We start from the raw sequence: 18,912 nt of genomic DNA on the forward strand, positions 1-18,912 counted from the left end.
GTGCCGGGCCATTCAACCCGCTCGTCCGCGGATGATCCGACACAGCCGCGACCATCGTTGAACGGCAGTGAACGAGACCAGGACTGAGACCATGCGGCCACGTCACGTTGACCGGAGGAAGCAGGGGCACGGGATCCGCGTCGCGAACCTGGGAGGTCGACGGCTGGCCAGCGCGACTGTGGCCATGCCGCAGAAGACAACGTCTCTGGGCTCTACGTTGCCCTAACGTCCGTCTTCCAGACTGTGACCTACGGGTGGTCCGATCAAGCCCAGCCAACCGGCCCGATCGAGGCTTCCAACCAGCGTGCGCTTCGTGCATCGGTGATGGCGATTTGCCTGTTTCGCCACAGTTTGTGCCGATCGACCTACGGTCTAGCCTAGCCTTGCCACCAGCGATCCCAGGTCACGACACGTCAAGCCGCAAATGATCATGAGCGTTCGGCCGAGTCGATGGTCACCCAGCTCCAAAGCGTAGTTACATCGGTGCGGTACTGTGCCCCCGTATCACCGCTTGGTGGCTTGCAAACCACCAGGCAGGGCCGCCTTGGTGCTACGAGGGCACTGCAAGCACTCGTGAGCCGCACAGCCCCACTACTGGATCAACTTCTGTGGATCGCATGCGGGCCGCGCATCCGGCGCCCTACGCTTGCAAGGCGGGTCAGGAACCTAGGCAGCTTGACGGGGGGTGCGGTGGTATGGCGGAGCGCGTCGCAGTCTCGCCGGGCCTACTCGCTTGGGCACGAGAGAGGTCCGGCCGTACGGTCCAAGACCTCTCTAGGAGCTTCCCTAAACTCATCGAGTGGGAGGCTGGCGTTCAGCAGCCTACAATGCGCCAGCTAGAAGGCTTTGCCCGTGCAACACATACGCCGTTCGGCTTCTTCTTTCTCCCCGAACCACCCGTAGAAAATCTCCCAATCACCGATTTTCGCACCATAGGGGACGAACCGGTGATTAGGCCTACTCCAGATTTGTTGGACATTATCTACGCATGCCAGAGGCGCCAGGATTGGTACCGCGCATTTGCGGAGGAGAATGACCACGATCCTGTCAGCCTAGTCGGAAGCATGTCGCTTGATGCCGATCCGCGGAGTGCGGCTTCTGCGCTTCGAGATACGCTTGGCTTCGGCCTCGACATCAGGTCCACCTTCCAAAGCTGGAGTAGGGCGTTGGATGGGCTTCGCGAGAATGCCGAGAAGGCGGGAATTCTCGTCATGGTCAACGGTGTAGTAGACAATAATACGCATCGCAAGCTGGACCCTGACGAGTTTCGAGGCTTCTCGCTGGTCGACGAGTATGCCCCGGTGATATTCATTAATGGCAGCGACACGAAGGCTGCACAGATCTTTACGCTTGCGCATGAACTCGCGCACATTGCACTTGGAGAGTCGGGCGTATCGAACCCGAACCTCGGAAGCCTTGAAGAAAATGGCGCTGTCGAAATCTGGTGTAATTCGGTCGCCGCAGAGCTACTCGTTCCTACTGAATCGATTGTAGTCGAGTTTCGGTCGACTGCCGACCTCACCATGGAGCTTGACCGACTCGCAAAAATCTACAGGGTGAGCACTCTCGTTGTGCTCAGAAGACTCCATGACACACGGGCAATTTCTCCAACAAGATTCAGAAACGCTTTTCCTGTCGAGCTAGACCGAGTTCGCAGGCTAAGCCCGAAGCGCGATGAATCTAGCGGAAATTTCTACAATACTGAGCCCATTCGAATGAGCAAGAGGTTCACGCGCGCAATACTAGCGGATACAGTCGGGGGCCGCACCATGTACAGAGACACTTTCCGCCTTTTGGGTTTCAGTAAGATTTCGACCTTTGAAGAACTGGGTCAGAAACTCGGAGTGGTTTAGTGTATCTGGTCGACTCCAACGTACTGATCCAGGCAAAGAATCGACACTACCCATTTGACGTAGTGCCGGGTTTTTGGGATTGGCTAACCAACGGCCATCTTGCGGGCAAAGTGTACGTTGTGGAAAAGGTCGCAGACGAAATAATGTCTGGCAACGACGAGTTGGCGGCCTGGCTTAAGGGTCAGCCTAACTCTTTCCGCCTACCATCTACACCGGATGATGCTCCGTCCTTGGCGAGAGTTGCACTCTGGGCCAACGGCGCTGGATATGCGGCCAGAGCCGTCAATGAGTTCTTCAGCGCAGCCGACTTCCATCTTGTTGCACAAGCCCTAACACAGCGATTCGTTGTAGTGACTCACGAAGTCCCGAATACAGGTTCGGTCAAGAGGATCAAAATTCCGGATGCGTGTCATGCGGTTGGCGTGGCCTGCATAGATCCATTCCGAATGCTGAGGAGCGAGAGCGCAAAGTTCGTACTCCTCTAAGGTTCATAAACTCTAAGCAGGCCACTTTGATTTGTCGATTACCGGTAGCTCGTATCGTACACAGAAAGTATCAATAAAATTGTCCACGACCGCTTTACCGTTTTCTTCGATGAATTCGTAGCCGCCGAAGCGATATACATCATATCCAGCGAGACGCAGCTTCCTGTCCTCAGAAACCATCTCCGCATAGCGCCGAGGATCGGGTTTCCCTTCCGAGGAATAATGGTGCACCCCGTCGATTTCGACGACAATTCGAATATCACCTGGAAGCAGTAGAAGAAAATCCATCCGCTGCCTTATGAGTGGGCCCTGACTTGAACGAGATGCTTTCGTGTAAGGGTCGTAGTGCATGTAAACTTGCGGAATAAGAGCAGGCCATTCCCAACCTTCGGCATTCGCGTAGGCCCCACAGTAACGATTGAAGAAGACTCGCTCGGGGTCCGACGCAAGAGATTTACTCAAGCGTTGATATAGATGGCGTCCCGCCATCATAGAATCTTCGATTCTCGTAATTTCCTGCCACCAGCTGACGAGGCTCTTCCAGGTAAGACCCCGCGAGTCGATCGGACGGTCGTAGACCAAGCAGAATTGCTCGTTCTTAGTAATCTTTACAATGTTGCTGACTGCGTCCGTCAAGATTATTTCAGGCTTTGGCCCATCGGCCGAGAATATAAGATTCCTGAACTCTCCGGATGCGCCCTGAGCGCCGGATCTCTTAATAAGATCCTCAAGTTGCGGACTTGCGTGATCATCAAGAATTTGTCGCGCAAGCGCGACGAGCTGTGCGCGATTATGCTTTTCTATCCTCGACAGTACATACCAACGCTTGCTCGAAAAGGCATCGCTTTCCGTTCCCGGTTCTAGGCCATACGAAACGCAAGCTTCGGGGATTTCGTAGGAGCGCAATGCGTCTCGCAACGTCTCGGCAATTGCGTTCCGGAGCTCGTATAGCTTCACCGGTCCTGTCATGTGTAGATGTTACGTGATATCGAAGTCTTTATGCTGATCCGATGCCGGTGAACGCGGGGCAAGACTCCGGATCCGACGACGTCTGCGAGCCGTGACTCCCCGGGGACACTCGCAGTCGTCGCGGGGGCGGGCTCAAATCGGGCTCTCTGATCCCAGACGGAGGAGCTCGGCAACCCGGCAATCTATCTCTACGTCTCTGCACTTGGCCGCACAAATAGTGCTGGGTAGTCAAATGGATGCGACTGGTACTAGCGTGGCCGTGAGTCGCGGTACGAGGAGGCTGGCCGGGTGTGTGAGTACAGGCCGACCGCGGCGGACCCCTGAGCGACTTGGGAAGGGATCGACCGATGGATGATGGTGCTGCCAAGCTACGAGAGCCGCGCTACCGACCTGAGCAGGGCTGCCGGATCTGGGCAGGGCACATCGATGGGGAAGTGGAGGTCTACGCGGACACCGGGGTGACGGCTGAGCAGCTCACGAACGCGCTGGCTCTTTACGTTCGGGGTAGCGCTCGGCTGGTCGAGGTCGAGGTGCCGGACCGTGCTGACGGAGCCAACCTTTTCCGCTTCCGCCTTCCACCTGAATCGCACCAGAAGGGCGGCAGTCAGGAGCATCGCACGAATGCGTGCGAAAAATGAGCAACTCCGACATCTCTCCCGTTCCTCTCGGCGCGCTGTTTCCTATGTGGCGAGGCCGCGGTTGCGAGTCATCCTCTACCGGGATGCCCGCCGCGTCAGACCAACCCGACCGGTACCCACCTCTCGTTGGTGGCTTGGTCCTCAACGAGGACGGCGAGCCCATCGAGGTTGTGGCGCCGTTTGCGGGTCCGTCGGCACTCGCCGCGTGGATGGAACGTCGCGGCATCACGCACTACCGAGTGCTGTTGGCCCACCTGCCGGGTGCGGTCGCGCCGCACGGATCGGCCGACCCAACGTAGCCGAGTCGCACCAAAAGTGCGGGGTGGTTACGGGAATGCGACCTGTGGGAGGATCGTTGGACTCTTGACGTCCACCCACAGGAAGAGGATCTATGTTCGGCTTGGTGGTCCGGTTCAGTCTGAGGCCTGGTGGCGCCGAGGGGTTCGATCGGCTGGTGGCCCGGACGTTGCCGCTCATCGTGTCATCCGAGCCAGGGACTTTGCTGTATCTGACGCACACCGTGGACGGGGACCCTGACGCCCGGATCTTCTACGAGGTGTACCAGGATCGGGCCGCGTTTGACGAACACGAGCGCCAAGACCACGTTCGGGCCTTCCTCGCAGCCCGGGAGGAATTCCTTTCCGGCCCGCCACGGGTTGAGTTCGTGACGGTGGCCGACGGCAAGGGCATGCCGGCCGGTGCGCCATGACAGATCCGCTCCCCACGCTCGGCGAAAGAGTCGCTTTCTATCGCAAACGACGCGGATTGTCCCAAGTCGAACTCGGTCGGCTGATTGGCCGGTCGGAGAGTTGGGTTTCGCAGGTTGAGCGGAACACCCGCAAGGTCGACCGCCTGTCGGTGCTCGCTCAGGTTGCCGAGGTACTCGGTATTCCCGTGTCGGATCTCGCACCCGAAGCACCGACGGAACCGGTCGAATCCGACGCCGAGTCGTGGCGGACCGCGCTTCGCCTCGCGCTGACCGGTCATCCGGCGTTGCCGTTGCTGTTCTCGGAGACGACGCCGGAGGTGCCCTCCCCGCGGACTGCCCAAGAGCGGGCGGACGACGCATGGTCGCTGGTCCATGCCTCCCGCTACACCGACGCGGGTCCGGCGCTCGTGCCGCTGATCGGTGAGCTGGAGTCCGCGGTTCGCTCCGCGCCGGCGGACGAGCGTCCGGCGGTCGCCCGGGTCCTGGCCGCTGTGTACCAGGCGGTTACGGAGCTGTTCGTGAAGGTCGGTGACATCGAGGTCGCGTGGTTGGCCGCGGACCGGGCGCTGTTCGCGGCGGAACGCGCCGGGAACCTGGGCCTGGTGGCTGCCGGTCACCACCGGCTTGCGCACACGTTCTTGAGTGCCGGCCGGTATCAGCAGGCCCGGCATGCTGCGACGGTGGCCGCGGATGCGCTTCGTTCCGGCCCGTCGGGGTTGGGAGTTGAGGGGCAGTCCGCGTTGGGCGCGCTGTGTCTGGTTCGGTCGATCATCTGTGCCCGTTCCGGTGACCGGGGCGGGGCCTGGCAGGCGATCGGGGAGGCTGAGACCCTCGCCGGTGCCGTCGGTGCGGGTCGCAACGATTTCAACCTGGAGTTCGGTCCGGCGAACGTCGCACTACACGCGGTCGCGGTCGCGGTGGAGCTGGGCGACGCTGGCGACGCGCTGGACCGCGCTGGCCGCGTGGACACGGCCGGGCTTTCGCCCGAACGGCGTTCGCGGTTCCTGGTGGACGTGGCCCGCGCGCACGCTCAGCGTCGCGACCGCGGGGACGCGATCGCCGCACTGTTGGAGGCTGAGCGCATCGCGCCCGAGCAGATCCGAGACCACCCAAAAGTCCGCGTCCTGGTCCGAGACCTGCTCCAGGATCCCGGATGGCGCTCTGACCAGGACCTACGCGGCTTGGCGGACCGGTGCGGAGTAGTCGCCTAGGCGACCCGCACAGAAAGTACTAGACAACACTCAGAGTACGACCCATACTTTGAGTGCGGGTTGGCGGCGCCACCGGCGCCGCCTTCGCCGTTTCTGGGACGACTCCACCGCCCCGGAACGAGCGGACCCCGGCGCGGTGACTCCACCACCGGCCGGGGTCCTGGCCCGACCTGTCTAGGAGGTCAGACCGCTATGAAGCATGCCCTGATGTCGCCGCCGTTGGCGGACAACCTGACGGACGCGACGGTCCACGAGGTCGAGCGGATCGCCCGTGAGCTGATCGAGCGAGGCGGGAAGTGACCGCCCTCGCGGCCATCGCCGCGCCGGAGCAGACCACCCCCGCGACGGCCGGCCCGTTCGCGTCCGCGCTGCGCCTGGCCGCTGACCTGATCGACCACATGCGCAGGAGCGACCCGGACATCCGGGTGTCGGTCAGCGCGATGGACGGCATCGGGTCGGAGCTTCCCGAGGTCCGGTTCCTGTTCCACGGGACCGATCGGCAGGCGTTGGCGTCGCTGTCCGGCGCCACGTTCACTCTCGACGTCCCGGTCACCGTGTCCGACCCGTCGCCCGCGCTCGACGACGGGGTGTGGGTCGGCGGGTTCGTCGTCCGCGACGGGGTCACGGTGACGTTCCGGACCGGCTTGCACGACCCGGAGGTCATCGCCCACGCGCGGCGGATGTTCCCCGACGGCACCGGGGGCTGGTGATGGTGGCCGATCCGGTCGAGCGGGAGCCGTCGGCCCGGGAGCTGGCGGCGATCGAACGGGAGTGGCCGCTGATCGCGGCCGACCTCGCCGTCCTCGACGCCGAGATCACCATCCTCGACACCGAAGCCGCCGGGCAGGTCTCCGACCTCGTCTGGCGGCGCCTGGCCCACGCCCACGCGCAAGCCCGCACCGCCCGTCCGCTGTCCGCCCACCCCCGCCGACCCCACGTCCGGCGCACCGCCTGAGCAGGAGGTGACACCCCATGGCCACCATCAACCCCGACCATCTCCGCCGTGTCGGCCGCGCCCTCGACGGTGCCCTGTGGTTGGTCGCCCTGCTGGTCGGGGCGTACTCGCTGGCCAACGTGCACAGCGTCGCCATCGGGCATCACACCGACGATCCGCAGGCGTGGCTGTTGGCACCGATCGTCGACCTCGCGCTGTTCGCGGGCATCACCGCCGACAGCGTCCTTGCCCGCCACGGCCTGCACCCCACCCGATGGGGAACCGGCCTGCGCTGGTTCTGCGGCCTGGCGACCTGGACCCTCAACGTCTGGGACGCCGCCACCAGCCTCGATGCCGGGGCGATCGTCGCGCATTCGGTGCCCCCGGTCGTGCTGATCCTGCTCGCCGAAGCCGCGCCCCGCTACCGCCACCAGTTCGCCATCCTCACCACCACCGCGCCGCCGGCCGACGGGCCGGCACCCGCCCTCACCCCCGCGACCGACCCTGCTCCCTCAACTCCTGCCACCGCCCCGGCCGCCGTTCCCGTCCCGCCGACCAAGGGTGCTCCGGTACGCCGTACCGGTACCTCGGCCCGGCGCCGTACCGGTACGGCGAGCAAGCCCCGTACCGCCCGGCGCACCGACGCCGATCTGATCGCCGCCCTCGCCGATGTACCACGTGACCCGGACGGCACCGTCCCGGTGCGCCGCGCCGCCGCCGCGCTCGGCTGTGGCCCGGACCGCGCCCGCCGGCTACTCACCGCGCAAGAACTCCTCCGACCCCGCACCGCCGACACCCTGACCGCCCCGACGCCGGTACTCGCCGCCGTCTGACCCGACCAGCTCCGCCCGGGGCGCGGCGACCGTCTCGCCAAAGTCACCCGCCGCGCCCCGGTCCTCCCCGCAAGGAGGCACCACCATCATGACCACCACCGACCCGTTCCCACCGCCGGACCCGGACGGCTGGATTCCCGACATCGCCGCCGCCCTCGAAGCAGCGGAGGTCGTCGACCTCGACAAGGCCCGGACCCGCCGCGTCGACCCCGACCAGCCCACCACCAACACCGACGACACCCCCGACGGCGACAGCGACGCGGACGAGGATGCCGAGTCGCTCACCGCTCGCCCGGAGCAGGTCGGGCCGCCAGTCGACCCGCCCGACCACGACGGGCCCCGGCCAGTCGGTGGGCAGCGTCGAGTGCCGGTCCTGCCCGCGTGGGCGCACTCCCGCGCCGACATCGTCGCGACCGCCCGGCACGCCGCGGGCAACGCCGGCTACGTGCTCCGGTTCCACGCGGTGCGGACGCCGAAGTACGCGGCGAAGGTCGCCGTGTGGGCGCCGATCGGGTTCCTGCGCACCCTCGCCCGGCTGCTGCGCTGGGCCACGGCGGAGGAAGGTAACTGGGGTCTGCGGCAGGATGCCGCGCGGCGCAACGACCCGGAGACGTGGCTGAAGCTGGACCGGCAGCGTCAGCGGCAGACGTCGGTACGGTGGCCGATCCTGATCGCGGGCAGCACCGCCGCGCTGGTTGCCGCCGCGGTGGTGTGGTTCGGGCCGACCCCGGCGCCGGTGCGCTGGCTGGCGTTCCTGGCCGTGGTCGTGGCCTGCGCCCGGTTGGGCCGCCCGGCGGACCGGCCGATCACCGACCGCGTCAGCGCCGGTGAGACGTACCGCAAGCTGACCGCCGAACTCGTACGCCGCGCGCTGACGTCGCTGGGGATCGCTGGCATCAACTCCGCGGTGGCGAAGAACCCCGGCGCCATCAGCTTTCCGGTGGAGATCCACCGGGACGGGCCCGGCCACCTGGCCATCGTCGACCTGCCCTACGGGGTCGAAGCAGGGGAGGTCATCGCGCGGCGTGGCCGGTTGGCGTCCGGTCTGCGGCTGCCGCTGGACCAGGTGTGGCCCGACCCCGCGCCCGGTCACACGGGCCGGTTGGCGCTGTGGGTCGGCTACCAGCCCGCGTCACAGATGCGTCAGCCCGCCTGGCCGCTGATCCGCTCCGGCAGCGTGGACGTGTTCAAGCCGTTCCCGTTCGCGACCACGCCGCGGATGAACGTCGTGACCGTGTCGCTGATCTTCCGGAACTGGCTGTTCGGCGGGCAGCCCGGATCGGGCAAGACGTTCGCGTTGCGGCTGCTCGTGCTCGCCGCCGCCCTGGACCCGCGGGTGGAGATCCGCGGCTACGAGTTGAAGGGAGTGGGCGACTTCGCCGGTACTGCGCCGGTGCTCTCGGAGTACGGCAACGGGTTCGACGAGGACACCTTGGAAGCCTGCGCGGCGATGTTGAAGTGGCTGTACGACGAGTGCCGCCGCCGGTCGGAACGGATCGCGTTCTACGCGGCCGCGGGCGAGGCACCGGAGAACAAGGTGACCCCGGAACTGGCGTCGCTGAAGGGCTCCGGGCTGCACCCACTGGTGGCGTTCATCGACGAGATCCAGGAGCTGTTTCACTCCCCGTGGGGCAAGGAAGCCGCCGAGTACGCCGAGAAGGTCATCAAGCTTGGCCGCGCCCTGGGCGTGACCCTGCTGATCGGCACCCAGATTCCCGACAAGGACAGCCTTCCCCCGGGGATCACCCGCAACGTCAACAGCCGGTTCTGCCTGTCGGTCGCGGACCAGGTCGCGAACGACATGATCTTGGGCACGTCGATGTACAAGCAGGGCTACCGGGCCACCGTCTTCGAACCCGTCGTGGAAGCCGGGTGGGGCATCCTCGCCGGTTTCGGCAAGCCATCCGCTGACCGGTCCTACCCCGTCACTGGCCCGGAGCTTGACCGCGTGATCGCCCGCGCGGTCGAACTGCGCACCGCCGCCGGCACCCTGCCGACCCCGGCGGAGCAGACCCGCACCACCGCCCCGGCCGCCGATGTGGTCGTCGACGTCGCCGCGGTGTGGCCGGCCGGTGAGGACAAGACGTGGAACGAGACCCTGTGCGCCCGCCTGGCCGACCTACGCCCCGACGTCTACGGCGGATGGGAGTCCGCACAGCTCACCGCCGCACTCAAGCCGCACGCCATCACCCCCGTCGACGTCGGCCGCCGCATCGACGGTAAGGCCGTCACCCGGCGCGGGATCTCCCACGCGGCGATCCTCGCCGTGATCGCGGAGCGTGACCGAAAGCGGCGGGCGAACTAGCCGCCGGGGGCTGCTAGCGATAGCAGGCACCCCTGCTATCGCTAGCAGATCCCCTAGCACCTCACACCCACCCTGGCCAGGGCTCTAGTAGATAGCAGCCCTCGGCCAACCGCGCCCGAAAACTCCCCAAGGAGCGGTTTGTGACCCCCACCACCGGCCTGCTAGCCGCCCTCTCCCTGCCCCTCATCGTCGTCACTCTCGGTTACATCCTGCTGTGCTGGGTCCGGCCGTTCGGCCCCTGCCCGCACTGCCACGGCACCGCCCGCACCGAAAGCCATTTCACCCGCCGCACCCGCCCGTGCCGGCACTGCGACCACACCGGCCTACGCCTGCGCGTCGGTCGCCGCGCCTGCAACGCGCTCCGTCGACTCCTGCCCTGACCACCGCCCCGAGGGACCCGCCATGGCCGTCCTGCTCACCCTCGCCGCCCTCGCCGTCCTCTTGCTCATCCGGCCCGCGCGGGCCGCCCTCACCACGATCAGCCGCGTGGTCCGGGCCGTCCGCCGGCCCGCCGCCGTGCTGGTCCTGCTCGCCCTCGCCGCCCGCGTCCCCAGCCCGGTCCGCCCCGCCGCGACCACCACCCTCTACACCCTCGCCGCCGTCGCCGCCCTCGCCCTAGCCGTCGTCCTCGCCGCCGTCGCCCTACGCCTGCGCGCGTCGGCCCGCCGCTGAACGGGGCCGCCGGCCCTGCCCCGCCGGCGCCCACCGTTCCCGCCGCTGACCTCCCCGCTTCCTGACCTGAGAAAGGACCGTCCCCATGGCGAACGAGACCCCGCTGACCGTCGTCGGGAACCTCACCGCGGACCCGGAGCTGAAGTTCACCCCGGCCGGGGTGGCGATGTGCCGGTTCACCGTCGCGTCCACCCCGCGCCGCTTCGACAAGACCACCAACCAGTGGGCCGACAGCGACCCGATGTTCCTGACCTGCACCGCCTGGCGGACCGCCGCGGAACACGTCTCCGAGTCGCTGGCCAAGGGCATTCGGGTCATCGTTACCGGCCGTCTGCGGCAGCACCACTGGACCACCGACGCCGGAGAGCACCGGTCGATGTTCGGCCTCGACGTCGACGAGGTCGGTCCGTCCCTGCTGTTCACCACCGCCACCGTCACCCGCGCCACCCGCGGCGCCGCGCGCACGGAAGACCCATGGTCCACCGCCGCCCCGGCCCGCACCGGCGGGAGCGCCAATGACCGGACGGAGCAGGGCTACAGCGAGGAACCGCCGTTCTAGACCCGCCCCGCCCACGGCGACGGAGCAGGGGCAGGTCCGGTCGGACCCCGGTTGGCCTGCCCCACACCGGCCCGGTCCGCGCCGGTCCGATCCCCATCCCTGAAAGGAGTTCCGTTCCATGACCACGATCGCGTCCGGCATGCTCGCCGTCGCGCTCAACGCCGCGTTCCGTGGCTGGTACGTCCTCCCGCTCCGCCCCGGCCGGAAGATCCCTCTCGCCCACGACGTCGACCACTGCCCCCGCACCGGCCCGTGTGCCGATGGGCACCGGACGTGGGAGCAGCGTGCGACGCGCGACCTGGCCCACGTCGAAGCGCACTGGTCGGCCCACCCGCACCACGGGGTGGGGATCGCGACCGGCCCGTCCGGGCTGGTCGTGGTCGACCTCGACACCCCCAAGCCGGGCGATCCGCCGTTGCCCGCCGCCTGGCAGGCCGAAAAGGTCCGCACCGGCGCCGAGGTCCTGGTCGTCCTCGCCCGGCGCGCCGGGGTGGAGATCCCCCGCACCTACATGGTCCGCACCGGCTCCGGGGGATGGCATCTCTACTACGCCGCCCCGCCCGGCGCCCGGATCGGGAACACCGGCCGGAGTCTGGGCCCGTGGATCGACACCCGCGGATGGGGCGGACAGGTCGTCGCCGCCGGAACCGTCGTGGCTGGACGGCTCTACACGACCGCCCGGAACCTGCCCATCGCCCCGTTGCCCCCCACCCTGTTTCAGCCCTTGCTCACCCCGCCGCGCCCCGCACCGCGGCCGGTGCGGGTGGCCCTGCCGGCCGGGCGCCGGACGGCCTACCTGAACGCCGCGATCCGCCGCCAACTCGCCTACATCACCGACGCCAGCACCGGCGCCCGGAACACCGCCCTTTACCGCTCCGCCGTAGCCCTGGGCCAACTGGTCGCCGGTGGCGCGCTCACCGACACCGAGGTCACCGACATGCTGAAACAGGCTGCCGACATCCACATCGGCATCGACGGGTTCACCGCCGCCAGCGCGGACGCCACGATCCGTTCCGGCCTGCGCGCCAGTGCGGCCCGCCCCCGGCGGATTCCGGCATGACCGGCCGCCCGCCGGCCGACGGGGTGGCCATCCTCGATGCCCTCCGGGCCGCGCTCGTGCGGTACGTGGTCCTGCCCTCGCCGCAGGCCACCGATGCCGTGGTGCTGTGGATCGCCGCCACCCACGCCCAACCCGCGTGGGCACATGCACCCCGCCTGGTGATTCGCGCGCCGGAGAAGCGGTGCGGGAAATCTCGCCTGCTCGACGTCGTCGAAGCCACCTGCCATAACCCGCTTATCACCGTGAACGCGTCCACCGCGGCCATTTACCGGTCGATTGACGACGATCCGCCGACTCTGCTTGTCGACGAATCCGACACCGTCTTTGGTGGGAAATCCGCGGACACCAACGAGGATCTACGTGGTCTGCTGAATGCCGGTCATCAGCGCAACCGGCCGGCGCTTCGGTGGGACAACGTCGGCCGTCAACTGGAACGCTGCCCGACGTTCGCCATGGCCGCGCTCGCCGGAATCGGCGCCATGCCCGACACCATCGAAGACCGCGCCGTCGTCATCCGCATGCGCCGCCGCATGCCCGGAGAAACCGTCTCCCCCTACCGACACCGCCGCGACCGGCCCACCCTGCGCACCATCGCCGAAGATCTTTCCGCCTGGCTCCGCCCCGACCTCGCCGCGCTGGAACGCGCCGAACCCGCCATGCCCGTGGAGGACCGGGCCGCCGACACCTGGGAACCGCTGTTCGCCGTGGCCGAACACGCCGGCGGGCCCTGGCCGGACCGGGCCCGGCGCGCCGTCGACGTCCTGACCGCCGAAGCCGACGAGGGAGAGGAGAGCTCACAGCGGGTCCGGCTTCTGCTCGACTGCCGCCGCGCGTTCGGCGCCGAGAACGCGCTTCCCACCGCCCGGCTGTTGCAGCTCCTCAACGGCGACCCCGAAGCGCCGTGGGCCGAACACGGCCCGGCCGGACTCACCGGCCGCCGCCTGGCCGTCCTGCTCCGCGACTACGGCATCCGCTCCGCCAACATCCGCTTCCCGGACGGCACTCAGGCCAAGGGCTACGACCGCGCCGCGTTCACCGACGCGTGGGCCCGCTACTGCCCGCCCGATGACCCCGAGGACCCGTCGGCGGAGGTGCCGTCCCACCCGTCCCGGCCGTCGCCGCCCAGCTCAGCGCGGGACGGATACCCGCCGTGGGACGGATCGATCCGTCCCGTCACACCGATCCGTCCCGCGCTGACCAGCCACAACGAGCGTGTGACGGATGGGACGGATACCCCGCCAGCACCCGCGATCACCCCGGCATGATCCGACGCCCGGCCCCCGCGCGTGCCCCGCCCCGGCCACGGACCGGCCCGCCCTCCACCGCCGATGCCCTGCCCCGGGAGCCAGACCATGCCCGCCGCCCCGACCACGGTTCTCCTCACCGTCGAACAGGCCGCCGAACAGCTCACGATCGGCCGCACCACCCTCTATGCCCTCATCCGCACCGGCGCGATCACGTCCGTCCGGATCGGCAAGCTCCGCCGCCTGCGCCCCGCCGACCTCGCCGCCTACACCGCCCGGCTCACTGCCTGACTCGCCACCTGACCCGCCCTCCCCGGGGCGCGGTGACCGTCTCGCCAACGCCACCCGCCGCGCCCCGGGGCCCTCACCCCACGAGGAGCCATCCGCCATGCCCCGCAAGCGCAAGGAAGGCACCCGCGCCCCGAACGGCGCGTCCAGCATCTATTTCGGTACCGATGGGTCCTGGCACGGACGGGTGACCGTCGGCGTGCGCGACGACGGGAAGCCGGACCGCCGGCACGTGCGCGGCAAGTCCGAGGTGGAGGTCACCCGCAAGGTTCGCAAGCTCGAACAGGACCGTGACGCGGGCACCGTCCGCAAGCCGGGCCGACCGTGGACGGTGGAGCGGTGGTTGACGCACTGGGTGGAGAACATCGCCGCGCCATCGGTCAGTGAGAACACCATTGCCGGCTACCGGGTCGCGGTGCGCGTTCACCTGATTCCGGGTCTGGGCGCGCACCGGCTGGACCGGTTGGAACCGGAGCACGTCGAAAAGCTCATGCAGAAAATGCTGCGGGCGGGCAGTGCTCCGGCCACCGCCCATCAGGCGTACCGGACGCTCAAAACGGCACTGAACGAGGCCGTGCGCCGTAAGCACATCACGGAGAATCCGACACTGATCGCCAAACCGCCCAAGCTGGTGGAAGAGGAAGTGGAACCGTATTCGGTGGAGGAGGTGCAGCGCCTGCTGATCGCGGCGGCGCGGCAGCGGAACAGCGCGCGGTGGGCTCTCGCGCTGGCGTTGGGACTGCGTCAGAGCGAAGTGCTCGGGTTGAAGTGGGCCGACGTCGACCTGGACCAGGGGGTGCTACGGATCCGCCGGGGCCGCCTGCGGCCGAAGTACGCCCACGGCTGCCAGGTGCCCTGCGGTCGCAAGGCCGGCTACTGCCGCGACCGGATCACGGTCCACCCGGACACCCGGGACACCAAGTCCCGGGCGGGCCGCAGGCCGATCGGCCTGCCCGACGAGTTGGTGGCGATCCTGCGCCGGCACCGCGACGTCCAGGCCGCGGAACGGGCGCTGGCCGCGTCGCTGTGGCATGAGGCGGGGTGGGTGTTCACCGACGAGACCGGTCGGCCGCTCAACCCGAACACCGACTACCACCGGTGGAAGGCGCTCGTACGGGCTGCCGGGGTCCGCGACGCCCGGTTGCACGACGCCCGGCACACCGCGGCCACGGCCCTGTTGCTGCTGGGGGTGCCCGACCGGATCGTCATGGGGATCATGGGGTGGTCGTCGGACATGCGCCGCCGCTACCAGCACGTGACCGACCCGATGTTGCGCGACGCGGCGGACAAGGTCGGCCGGCTGCTGTGGGAGGTACCCACCGCAGCAGAGCGCCCCGCCGGGGGCGAATGAGACCGAAACTGAGACCGCGAGATCGCCGGCCGGATCGCGTGGTTCGCCCGGCAGAGACAGAAGCCCTGGTGGGGCGGGATGATCGTTGCGGAGGATGCGAGATTCGAACTCGCGAGGGGTTGCCCCCAACACGCTTTCCAAGCGTGCGCCCTAGGCCACTAGGCGAATCCTCCGTGGGGGAGCCTATCTGACGGCGAGGCGTTGTGGGGTGACGGGGTGCGCGAACGGGCTCACAGCCGGCCACCGGACCCGCGCGCTCATGATCGCTGGAAGACGGCTAGACTGCACAGCAGACCCCTCGTGCGGCGTTACCCCGTGAACCCCCCCAGGGCCGGAAGGCAGCAAGGGTAAGCGGGCTCTGGCGGGTGTGCGAGGGGTCCTCCTCGTTCGGGCGAGCATCGCGAGCATCCGGAGCACACGAGTGAGCACTGCGCTGTACAACAGGTACCGCCCTGCGACGTTCGGCCAGGTGGTGGGCCAGGAGCACGTCACCGACGCGCTTGGTCACGCGTTGCGCAGTGGGCGGCTACACCACGCCTACCTGTTCAGCGGCCCCCGCGGGTGCGGGAAGACGTCGTCGGCCCGGATCCTGGCCGCCTCGCTGAACTGTGAGAAGGGCCCGACACCGGAGCCCTGCGGGGTCTGCGACCAGTGCGTCTCCATCCGTACCGGCTCGTCGATGGACGTCACGGAGATCGACGCCGCCTCGCACGGCCTTGTCGATGATGCCCGTGACCTGCGTGAACGTGCGTTCTTCGCCCCTGCGTCCGCCCGGTTCAAGGTGTTCGTCGTCGACGAGGCGCACATGGTCACGGCGGCGGCGTTCAACGCGCTGCTGAAGGTGGTCGAGGAGCCGCCCCCGTACCTGAAGTTCGTCTTCGCCACCACCGAGCCGGACAAGGTGATCGCCACCATCCGGTCCCGGACGCACCACTACTCCTTCCGGCTGGTGCCTCCTGGTGTCCTGCGCGGGCACCTGGAGTCGATCTGCCAGCAGGAGGGGGTCGTCGTCGACCCGGCGGTGTTCCCGCTGGTGGTCCGTGCGGGTGCCGGCTCCGTCCGGGACTCGCTCTCCGTTCTCGACCAGCTCCTCGCCGGTGCCGGTGAGGGCGGGCTCAGCTACGACCGCGCGGTGGCGCTGCTGGGCATGACGGACGGCATCCTGCTCGACGAGACCGTGGACGCCCTCGCCGGGCGCGACGGCGCGGCACTGTTCACCGTGGTCGATCGTGTGGTCTCGTCCGGCCACGACCCGCGCCGGTTCGCGACCGACCTGCTCGACCGGCTCCGTGATCTCATCGTGGTCGCCGCGGTGCCCGACGCGGTGGAGCGCGGCCTGCTGGAGTCGTTCTCCAGCGACCAGGTCGACCGGATGCGGGCCCAGGCCGGCCGCATCGGGCCGGCGGAGCTCTCCCGCACGGCGGACGTCCTGCATTCCGGCCTGGTCGAGATGCGCGGGACGGCGAGCCCCCGGCTGCTGCTGGAACTGATCCTCGCGCGCGCCCTCCTCCCCAGCGCCTCCGCGGACCCGGCCGCGCTCGCCGTCCGGCTCGAGCGGCTGGAACGCCGGCCGGCGCCGGCGCTCGGAGCGGCTCCGCTCGCGGGCCCGGCGGCCACCGCCGCGAACACCCACATGGAGGCACCGCCGCACGCTGGCCCGCCCGTGCCAGCAGCAGTAGCCACCGCCCAGGGTCCCGCGGGTGCGGTCACCGGGCCTCCGGCCTCAGGGCCGGCACCCGCCTACCCACCCGCGCCCGCGGTCGCGGCTCCAGCAGGCCCCGCGTACCCGGCTGCGCCCACGCGCCAAGGGCCTCCCGCGCCCCCGGCCGCACCCGCCGCCTACCCCGCAGCGCCTGCCTACCCGGCAGCGCCCACGCACGCGGCAGCGCCCGCGTACCCGGCAGCGACGGCGTCGTCTCCGGGCGCCGGCTCCGGCGGCCTTGATGCCGCGGGGCTGACCGCCGTCTGGGATGAGGTGCTCGCGTTCGCCGGGCGCCGCAGCCGCCGGACCCACGCGATCCTGAAGGACTACGCCTCGGTCGTCGAGGTCCGCGGAGACGAGGTCGTGCTCTCCTTCTCCGCGCCGGCTATGGGGAAGATGTTCGGTCAGGGGAACAACGCCGAGATCCTGGCCTCCGCGCTCACCGACCGGTTCGGTGGAACGTGGCGGGTCACCATCGGAGGCGGTGGTCCCGGCCCGTCGGGTGGTCGCCCCCAGGCTCCTCGGGGCACCGGCGGGTCGGGCGGAGCCGGGCAGCCCGGTGGTGGCGGCGCGCCCCCGGCCGGGTTCAGCCCGGTGCCACCGGGTGCGTATGGCGGGCCTCCCGCCCCCGCCGGGCCAGGTCCGTATGCCGGCTCCGGCGTCTCCGGCGGGTCTGGTCCACGGGTCGCGTCCGCGGCCTATGGTGGCGCCGACGCGTACCCGGGCAGCGGGGTCGTCAACGGCGCAGCGGGGCCAGGCATGCCCGGCGGCCCGGGCGTCCCCCACGACAGCGGCCCTGGGCAGCGGCAGGGTGTTCCGGGTGCAGGTGGGCCTTCGAGCGATGGTTGGCCGGCTCCCGGGGCACCTGCCGCGCCGGCCGGCGGCTCCTTCGGGTCGCCGGTGGCGGCGGTCGCGTCAGCCGTCGCCACAGCGCCCCCTGCCGTCAGCACATCGCCGCAGATGTCCAGCGGCGTCGGACCTGGCGGCGCCGGGGCGGCCGTGCTCGGTTCCGCGCCGGCCGGGCCTCCCGGAGCGTTCGGCGCGTACCCGCCGGCCGATCCGTTCACCGGCAACGGTTCAGGTGGGCCCCCGGCCGCCGTGCGCCCCGGCATCGCACCCGGCCACGACGTCACAGCCGGTCACGGCGGCGCACCCGGCCCCGGCATGGCGCCCGGCCCAGGCACCACATTCGGGCCCGGCACCACGCCCGGACCCGGACCCGGCCCTGGCACAGCGCTCGCGTCGCCACCGGCCGGATCGGTTCCGCGCCAGGATCCGGCTCAGCCGGGTGGTGCCATCCCACCCGCGACCGGCGGCGGCCGGCCTCAGAGCGGGGCCGCCGCCGCACGCGCCGCGGTGATGACCGCCCGCGCCGGGCACGCCGCGGCCGGTCGATCGCCTGGCTCCGCGGTGGCCACCGCGGGGCCGGCGGCTGTCGGCGACACCTCCGGGGTGGACGAGGCGTCCCTCGACGACGAGGACGTACCCACCCATCCGGGGGATGCCAGGAGCAGCGAGGAGGCCGCGGTGGCCCTGCTGCGCACAAGCCTCGGCGCGACGGTCATCGACCAGTCGGGCTGACCGGGCGATCCGGCGGCGGTTGGCGTCGGATCGGCATCGCCCGGCACGTAGGCTCACGGTCATGTCGAACCCACAGATCCCCGCCGGGAATGGCGCCAACCTGGGGCAGATCCTCGAGCAGGCACAGCGGATGCAGGCCGCTCTGTTCGCTGCCCAGCAGGAGCTGGCCGAGACCCGGGTCGAGGGCTCGGCCGGCGGTGAGCTCGTCATCGCGACCGTGAACGGTGGCGGCGAGCTCGTCGATCTTGTGATCAAGCCCGCGGCGATGGATCCGGACGACCCCGAGACCCTCGCGGATCTCGTCCTCGCCGCCGTGCGGGACGCGACGACCAACGCGCACCGGCTCGCCGCGGAGAAGATGAACGCGGCCACCGGTGGCCTCGGCGGGGCGCTGAGCGGTCTCGGCGGGCTGGGCGGGGCGGCCGGTCTCGGTGGCGGTGCCCCGGCACCAGGTGCGCTGCCGGGTGGGGGCGCGCTGGGCGGCCTGGGCATCCCTGGCCTCGGCTGAGTCTGCCGCC

19 protein-coding genes, 1 tRNA gene and 1 other RNA gene are annotated in these 18,912 nt (G+C 69.2%); 19 read left to right on the top strand and 2 right to left on the bottom strand.

Features of this window, described 5'->3' with window-relative positions:
* Positions 1-695: 695 nt before the first annotated feature.
* Together AWX74_RS34565 and AWX74_RS34570 are read left to right on the top strand one after the other, a co-directional pair.
* Positions 696-1,853, top strand: coding sequence for an ImmA/IrrE family metallo-endopeptidase (locus AWX74_RS34565; protein ID WP_091285343.1), 1,158 nt, complete (start codon positions 696-698; stop codon positions 1,851-1,853).
* The gene (locus AWX74_RS34570; protein WP_091285347.1) at positions 1,853-2,338 is read left to right on the top strand and encodes a DUF4411 family protein; all 486 of its coding nucleotides are present in this window, start codon (positions 1,853-1,855) and stop codon (positions 2,336-2,338) included. Before AWX74_RS34565 ends, AWX74_RS34570 begins: the two co-directional genes overlap by 1 nt.
* Before the next feature lie 12 nt (positions 2,339-2,350).
* Here the strand turns inward: AWX74_RS34570 and AWX74_RS34575 are convergent, their stop codons facing one another.
* Complete coding sequence (locus AWX74_RS34575; protein WP_091285350.1) at positions 2,351-3,295, bottom strand: hypothetical protein; 945 nt, start codon at positions 3,293-3,295, stop codon at positions 2,351-2,353.
* Positions 3,296-3,654: 359 nt separating this feature from the next.
* On the opposite strand from AWX74_RS34575, the gene AWX74_RS34580 reads away from it, so the two are divergent.
* The 14 genes from AWX74_RS34580 to AWX74_RS34645 all read left to right on the top strand — a co-directional run bounded on the left by AWX74_RS34580 (position 3,655) and on the right by AWX74_RS34645 (position 15,111).
* Positions 3,655-3,945, top strand: a complete 291-nt coding sequence (locus AWX74_RS34580) for a hypothetical protein (protein WP_131799612.1) — start codon at positions 3,655-3,657, stop codon at positions 3,943-3,945.
* Between the two features lie 391 nt (positions 3,946-4,336).
* Positions 4,337-4,654, top strand: coding sequence for a putative quinol monooxygenase (locus AWX74_RS34585; protein ID WP_091285357.1), 318 nt, complete (start codon positions 4,337-4,339; stop codon positions 4,652-4,654).
* A complete protein-coding gene (locus tag AWX74_RS34590) occupies positions 4,651-5,865 on the top strand; it encodes a helix-turn-helix domain-containing protein (protein WP_091285361.1) in 1,215 nt (404 codons plus the stop codon). The genes AWX74_RS34585 and AWX74_RS34590 overlap by 4 nt, the downstream gene beginning before the upstream one ends.
* A gap of 296 nt (positions 5,866-6,161) precedes the next feature.
* On the top strand, positions 6,162-6,575 hold the full coding sequence (locus tag AWX74_RS34595) for a hypothetical protein (protein WP_091285365.1): 414 nt from the start codon (positions 6,162-6,164) through the stop codon (positions 6,573-6,575).
* Complete coding sequence (locus AWX74_RS34600) at positions 6,575-6,820, top strand: DUF6284 family protein (RefSeq protein ID WP_091285368.1); 246 nt, start codon at positions 6,575-6,577, stop codon at positions 6,818-6,820. Before AWX74_RS34595 ends, AWX74_RS34600 begins: the two co-directional genes overlap by 1 nt.
* A gap of 17 nt (positions 6,821-6,837) precedes the next feature.
* Positions 6,838-7,632, top strand: a complete 795-nt coding sequence (locus tag AWX74_RS41780) for a winged helix-turn-helix domain-containing protein (protein WP_226931100.1) — start codon at positions 6,838-6,840, stop codon at positions 7,630-7,632.
* Positions 7,633-7,720: 88 nt separating this feature from the next.
* Positions 7,721-9,937 (top strand): cell division protein FtsK, encoded by a 2,217-nt coding sequence (locus tag AWX74_RS34610; RefSeq protein WP_226931101.1) that lies wholly within the window; start codon positions 7,721-7,723, stop codon positions 9,935-9,937.
* 140 nt (positions 9,938-10,077) lie between these two features.
* Entirely contained in the window at positions 10,078-10,317 is a 240-nt protein-coding gene (locus AWX74_RS34615; protein WP_091285371.1) for a hypothetical protein, read from the top strand.
* A gap of 22 nt (positions 10,318-10,339) precedes the next feature.
* Positions 10,340-10,609, top strand: coding sequence for a hypothetical protein (locus tag AWX74_RS34620; protein WP_091285374.1), 270 nt, complete (start codon positions 10,340-10,342; stop codon positions 10,607-10,609).
* An 85-nt stretch (positions 10,610-10,694) separates the two neighbouring features.
* Entirely contained in the window at positions 10,695-11,168 is a 474-nt protein-coding gene (gene ssb / locus AWX74_RS34625; protein WP_091285377.1) for a single-stranded DNA-binding protein, read from the top strand.
* Between the two features lie 118 nt (positions 11,169-11,286).
* The gene (locus AWX74_RS34630) at positions 11,287-12,228 is read left to right on the top strand and encodes a bifunctional DNA primase/polymerase (protein ID WP_091285381.1); all 942 of its coding nucleotides are present in this window, start codon (positions 11,287-11,289) and stop codon (positions 12,226-12,228) included.
* Entirely contained in the window at positions 12,225-13,493 is a 1,269-nt protein-coding gene (locus AWX74_RS34635) for a DUF3631 domain-containing protein (RefSeq protein WP_091285385.1), read from the top strand. Before AWX74_RS34630 ends, AWX74_RS34635 begins: the two co-directional genes overlap by 4 nt.
* Positions 13,494-13,580: 87 nt before the next feature.
* On the top strand, positions 13,581-13,763 hold the full coding sequence (locus tag AWX74_RS34640; protein ID WP_091285388.1) for a helix-turn-helix domain-containing protein: 183 nt from the start codon (positions 13,581-13,583) through the stop codon (positions 13,761-13,763).
* 97 nt (positions 13,764-13,860) lie between these two features.
* Positions 13,861-15,111, top strand: a complete 1,251-nt coding sequence (locus AWX74_RS34645; protein WP_091285392.1) for a tyrosine-type recombinase/integrase — start codon at positions 13,861-13,863, stop codon at positions 15,109-15,111.
* Between the two features lie 88 nt (positions 15,112-15,199).
* Here the strand turns inward: AWX74_RS34645 and AWX74_RS34650 are convergent.
* A tRNA-Ser gene (locus AWX74_RS34650) sits at positions 15,200-15,284 on the bottom strand.
* 116 nt (positions 15,285-15,400) lie between these two features.
* Between AWX74_RS34650 and ffs the strand changes: the two genes are divergently transcribed.
* The 3 genes from ffs (at position 15,401) to AWX74_RS34665 (ending at position 18,902) form a co-directional block, all read left to right on the top strand.
* Positions 15,401-15,496, top strand: an RNA gene (gene ffs, locus AWX74_RS34655) — signal recognition particle sRNA small type.
* A gap of 36 nt (positions 15,497-15,532) precedes the next feature.
* On the top strand, positions 15,533-18,394 hold the full coding sequence (locus AWX74_RS34660) for a DNA polymerase III subunit gamma and tau (protein WP_091285396.1): 2,862 nt from the start codon (positions 15,533-15,535) through the stop codon (positions 18,392-18,394).
* A 61-nt stretch (positions 18,395-18,455) separates the two neighbouring features.
* Complete coding sequence (locus tag AWX74_RS34665) at positions 18,456-18,902, top strand: YbaB/EbfC family nucleoid-associated protein (protein ID WP_054568343.1); 447 nt, start codon at positions 18,456-18,458, stop codon at positions 18,900-18,902.
* The last annotated feature ends 10 nt before the right edge of the window (positions 18,903-18,912 follow it).

Source organism: Parafrankia irregularis (assembly GCF_001536285.1).
GTDB lineage: Bacteria > Actinomycetota > Actinomycetes > Frankiales > Frankiaceae > Parafrankia > Parafrankia irregularis.

Coding starts and splice junctions, on each gene's coding strand:
- AWX74_RS34645 (WP_091285392.1), top strand. CDS start 13,861: ATGCCCCGCAAGCGCAAGGAAGGCACCCGCGCCCCGAACGGCGCGTCC.
- ssb (WP_091285377.1), top strand. CDS start 10,695: ATGGCGAACGAGACCCCGCTGACCGTCGTCGGGAACCTCACCGCGGAC.
- AWX74_RS34635 (WP_091285385.1), top strand. CDS start 12,225: ATGACCGGCCGCCCGCCGGCCGACGGGGTGGCCATCCTCGATGCCCTC.
- AWX74_RS34610 (WP_226931101.1), top strand. CDS start 7,721: ATGACCACCACCGACCCGTTCCCACCGCCGGACCCGGACGGCTGGATT.
- AWX74_RS34600 (WP_091285368.1), top strand. CDS start 6,575: ATGGTGGCCGATCCGGTCGAGCGGGAGCCGTCGGCCCGGGAGCTGGCG.
- AWX74_RS34590 (WP_091285361.1), top strand. CDS start 4,651: ATGACAGATCCGCTCCCCACGCTCGGCGAAAGAGTCGCTTTCTATCGC.
- AWX74_RS34580 (WP_131799612.1), top strand. CDS start 3,655: ATGGATGATGGTGCTGCCAAGCTACGAGAGCCGCGCTACCGACCTGAG.
- AWX74_RS34630 (WP_091285381.1), top strand. CDS start 11,287: ATGACCACGATCGCGTCCGGCATGCTCGCCGTCGCGCTCAACGCCGCG.
- AWX74_RS34565 (WP_091285343.1), top strand. CDS start 696: ATGGCGGAGCGCGTCGCAGTCTCGCCGGGCCTACTCGCTTGGGCACGA.
- AWX74_RS34640 (WP_091285388.1), top strand. CDS start 13,581: ATGCCCGCCGCCCCGACCACGGTTCTCCTCACCGTCGAACAGGCCGCC.
- AWX74_RS34665 (WP_054568343.1), top strand. CDS start 18,456: ATGTCGAACCCACAGATCCCCGCCGGGAATGGCGCCAACCTGGGGCAG.
- AWX74_RS34585 (WP_091285357.1), top strand. CDS start 4,337: ATGTTCGGCTTGGTGGTCCGGTTCAGTCTGAGGCCTGGTGGCGCCGAG.
- AWX74_RS34620 (WP_091285374.1), top strand. CDS start 10,340: ATGGCCGTCCTGCTCACCCTCGCCGCCCTCGCCGTCCTCTTGCTCATC.
- AWX74_RS41780 (WP_226931100.1), top strand. CDS start 6,838: ATGGCCACCATCAACCCCGACCATCTCCGCCGTGTCGGCCGCGCCCTC.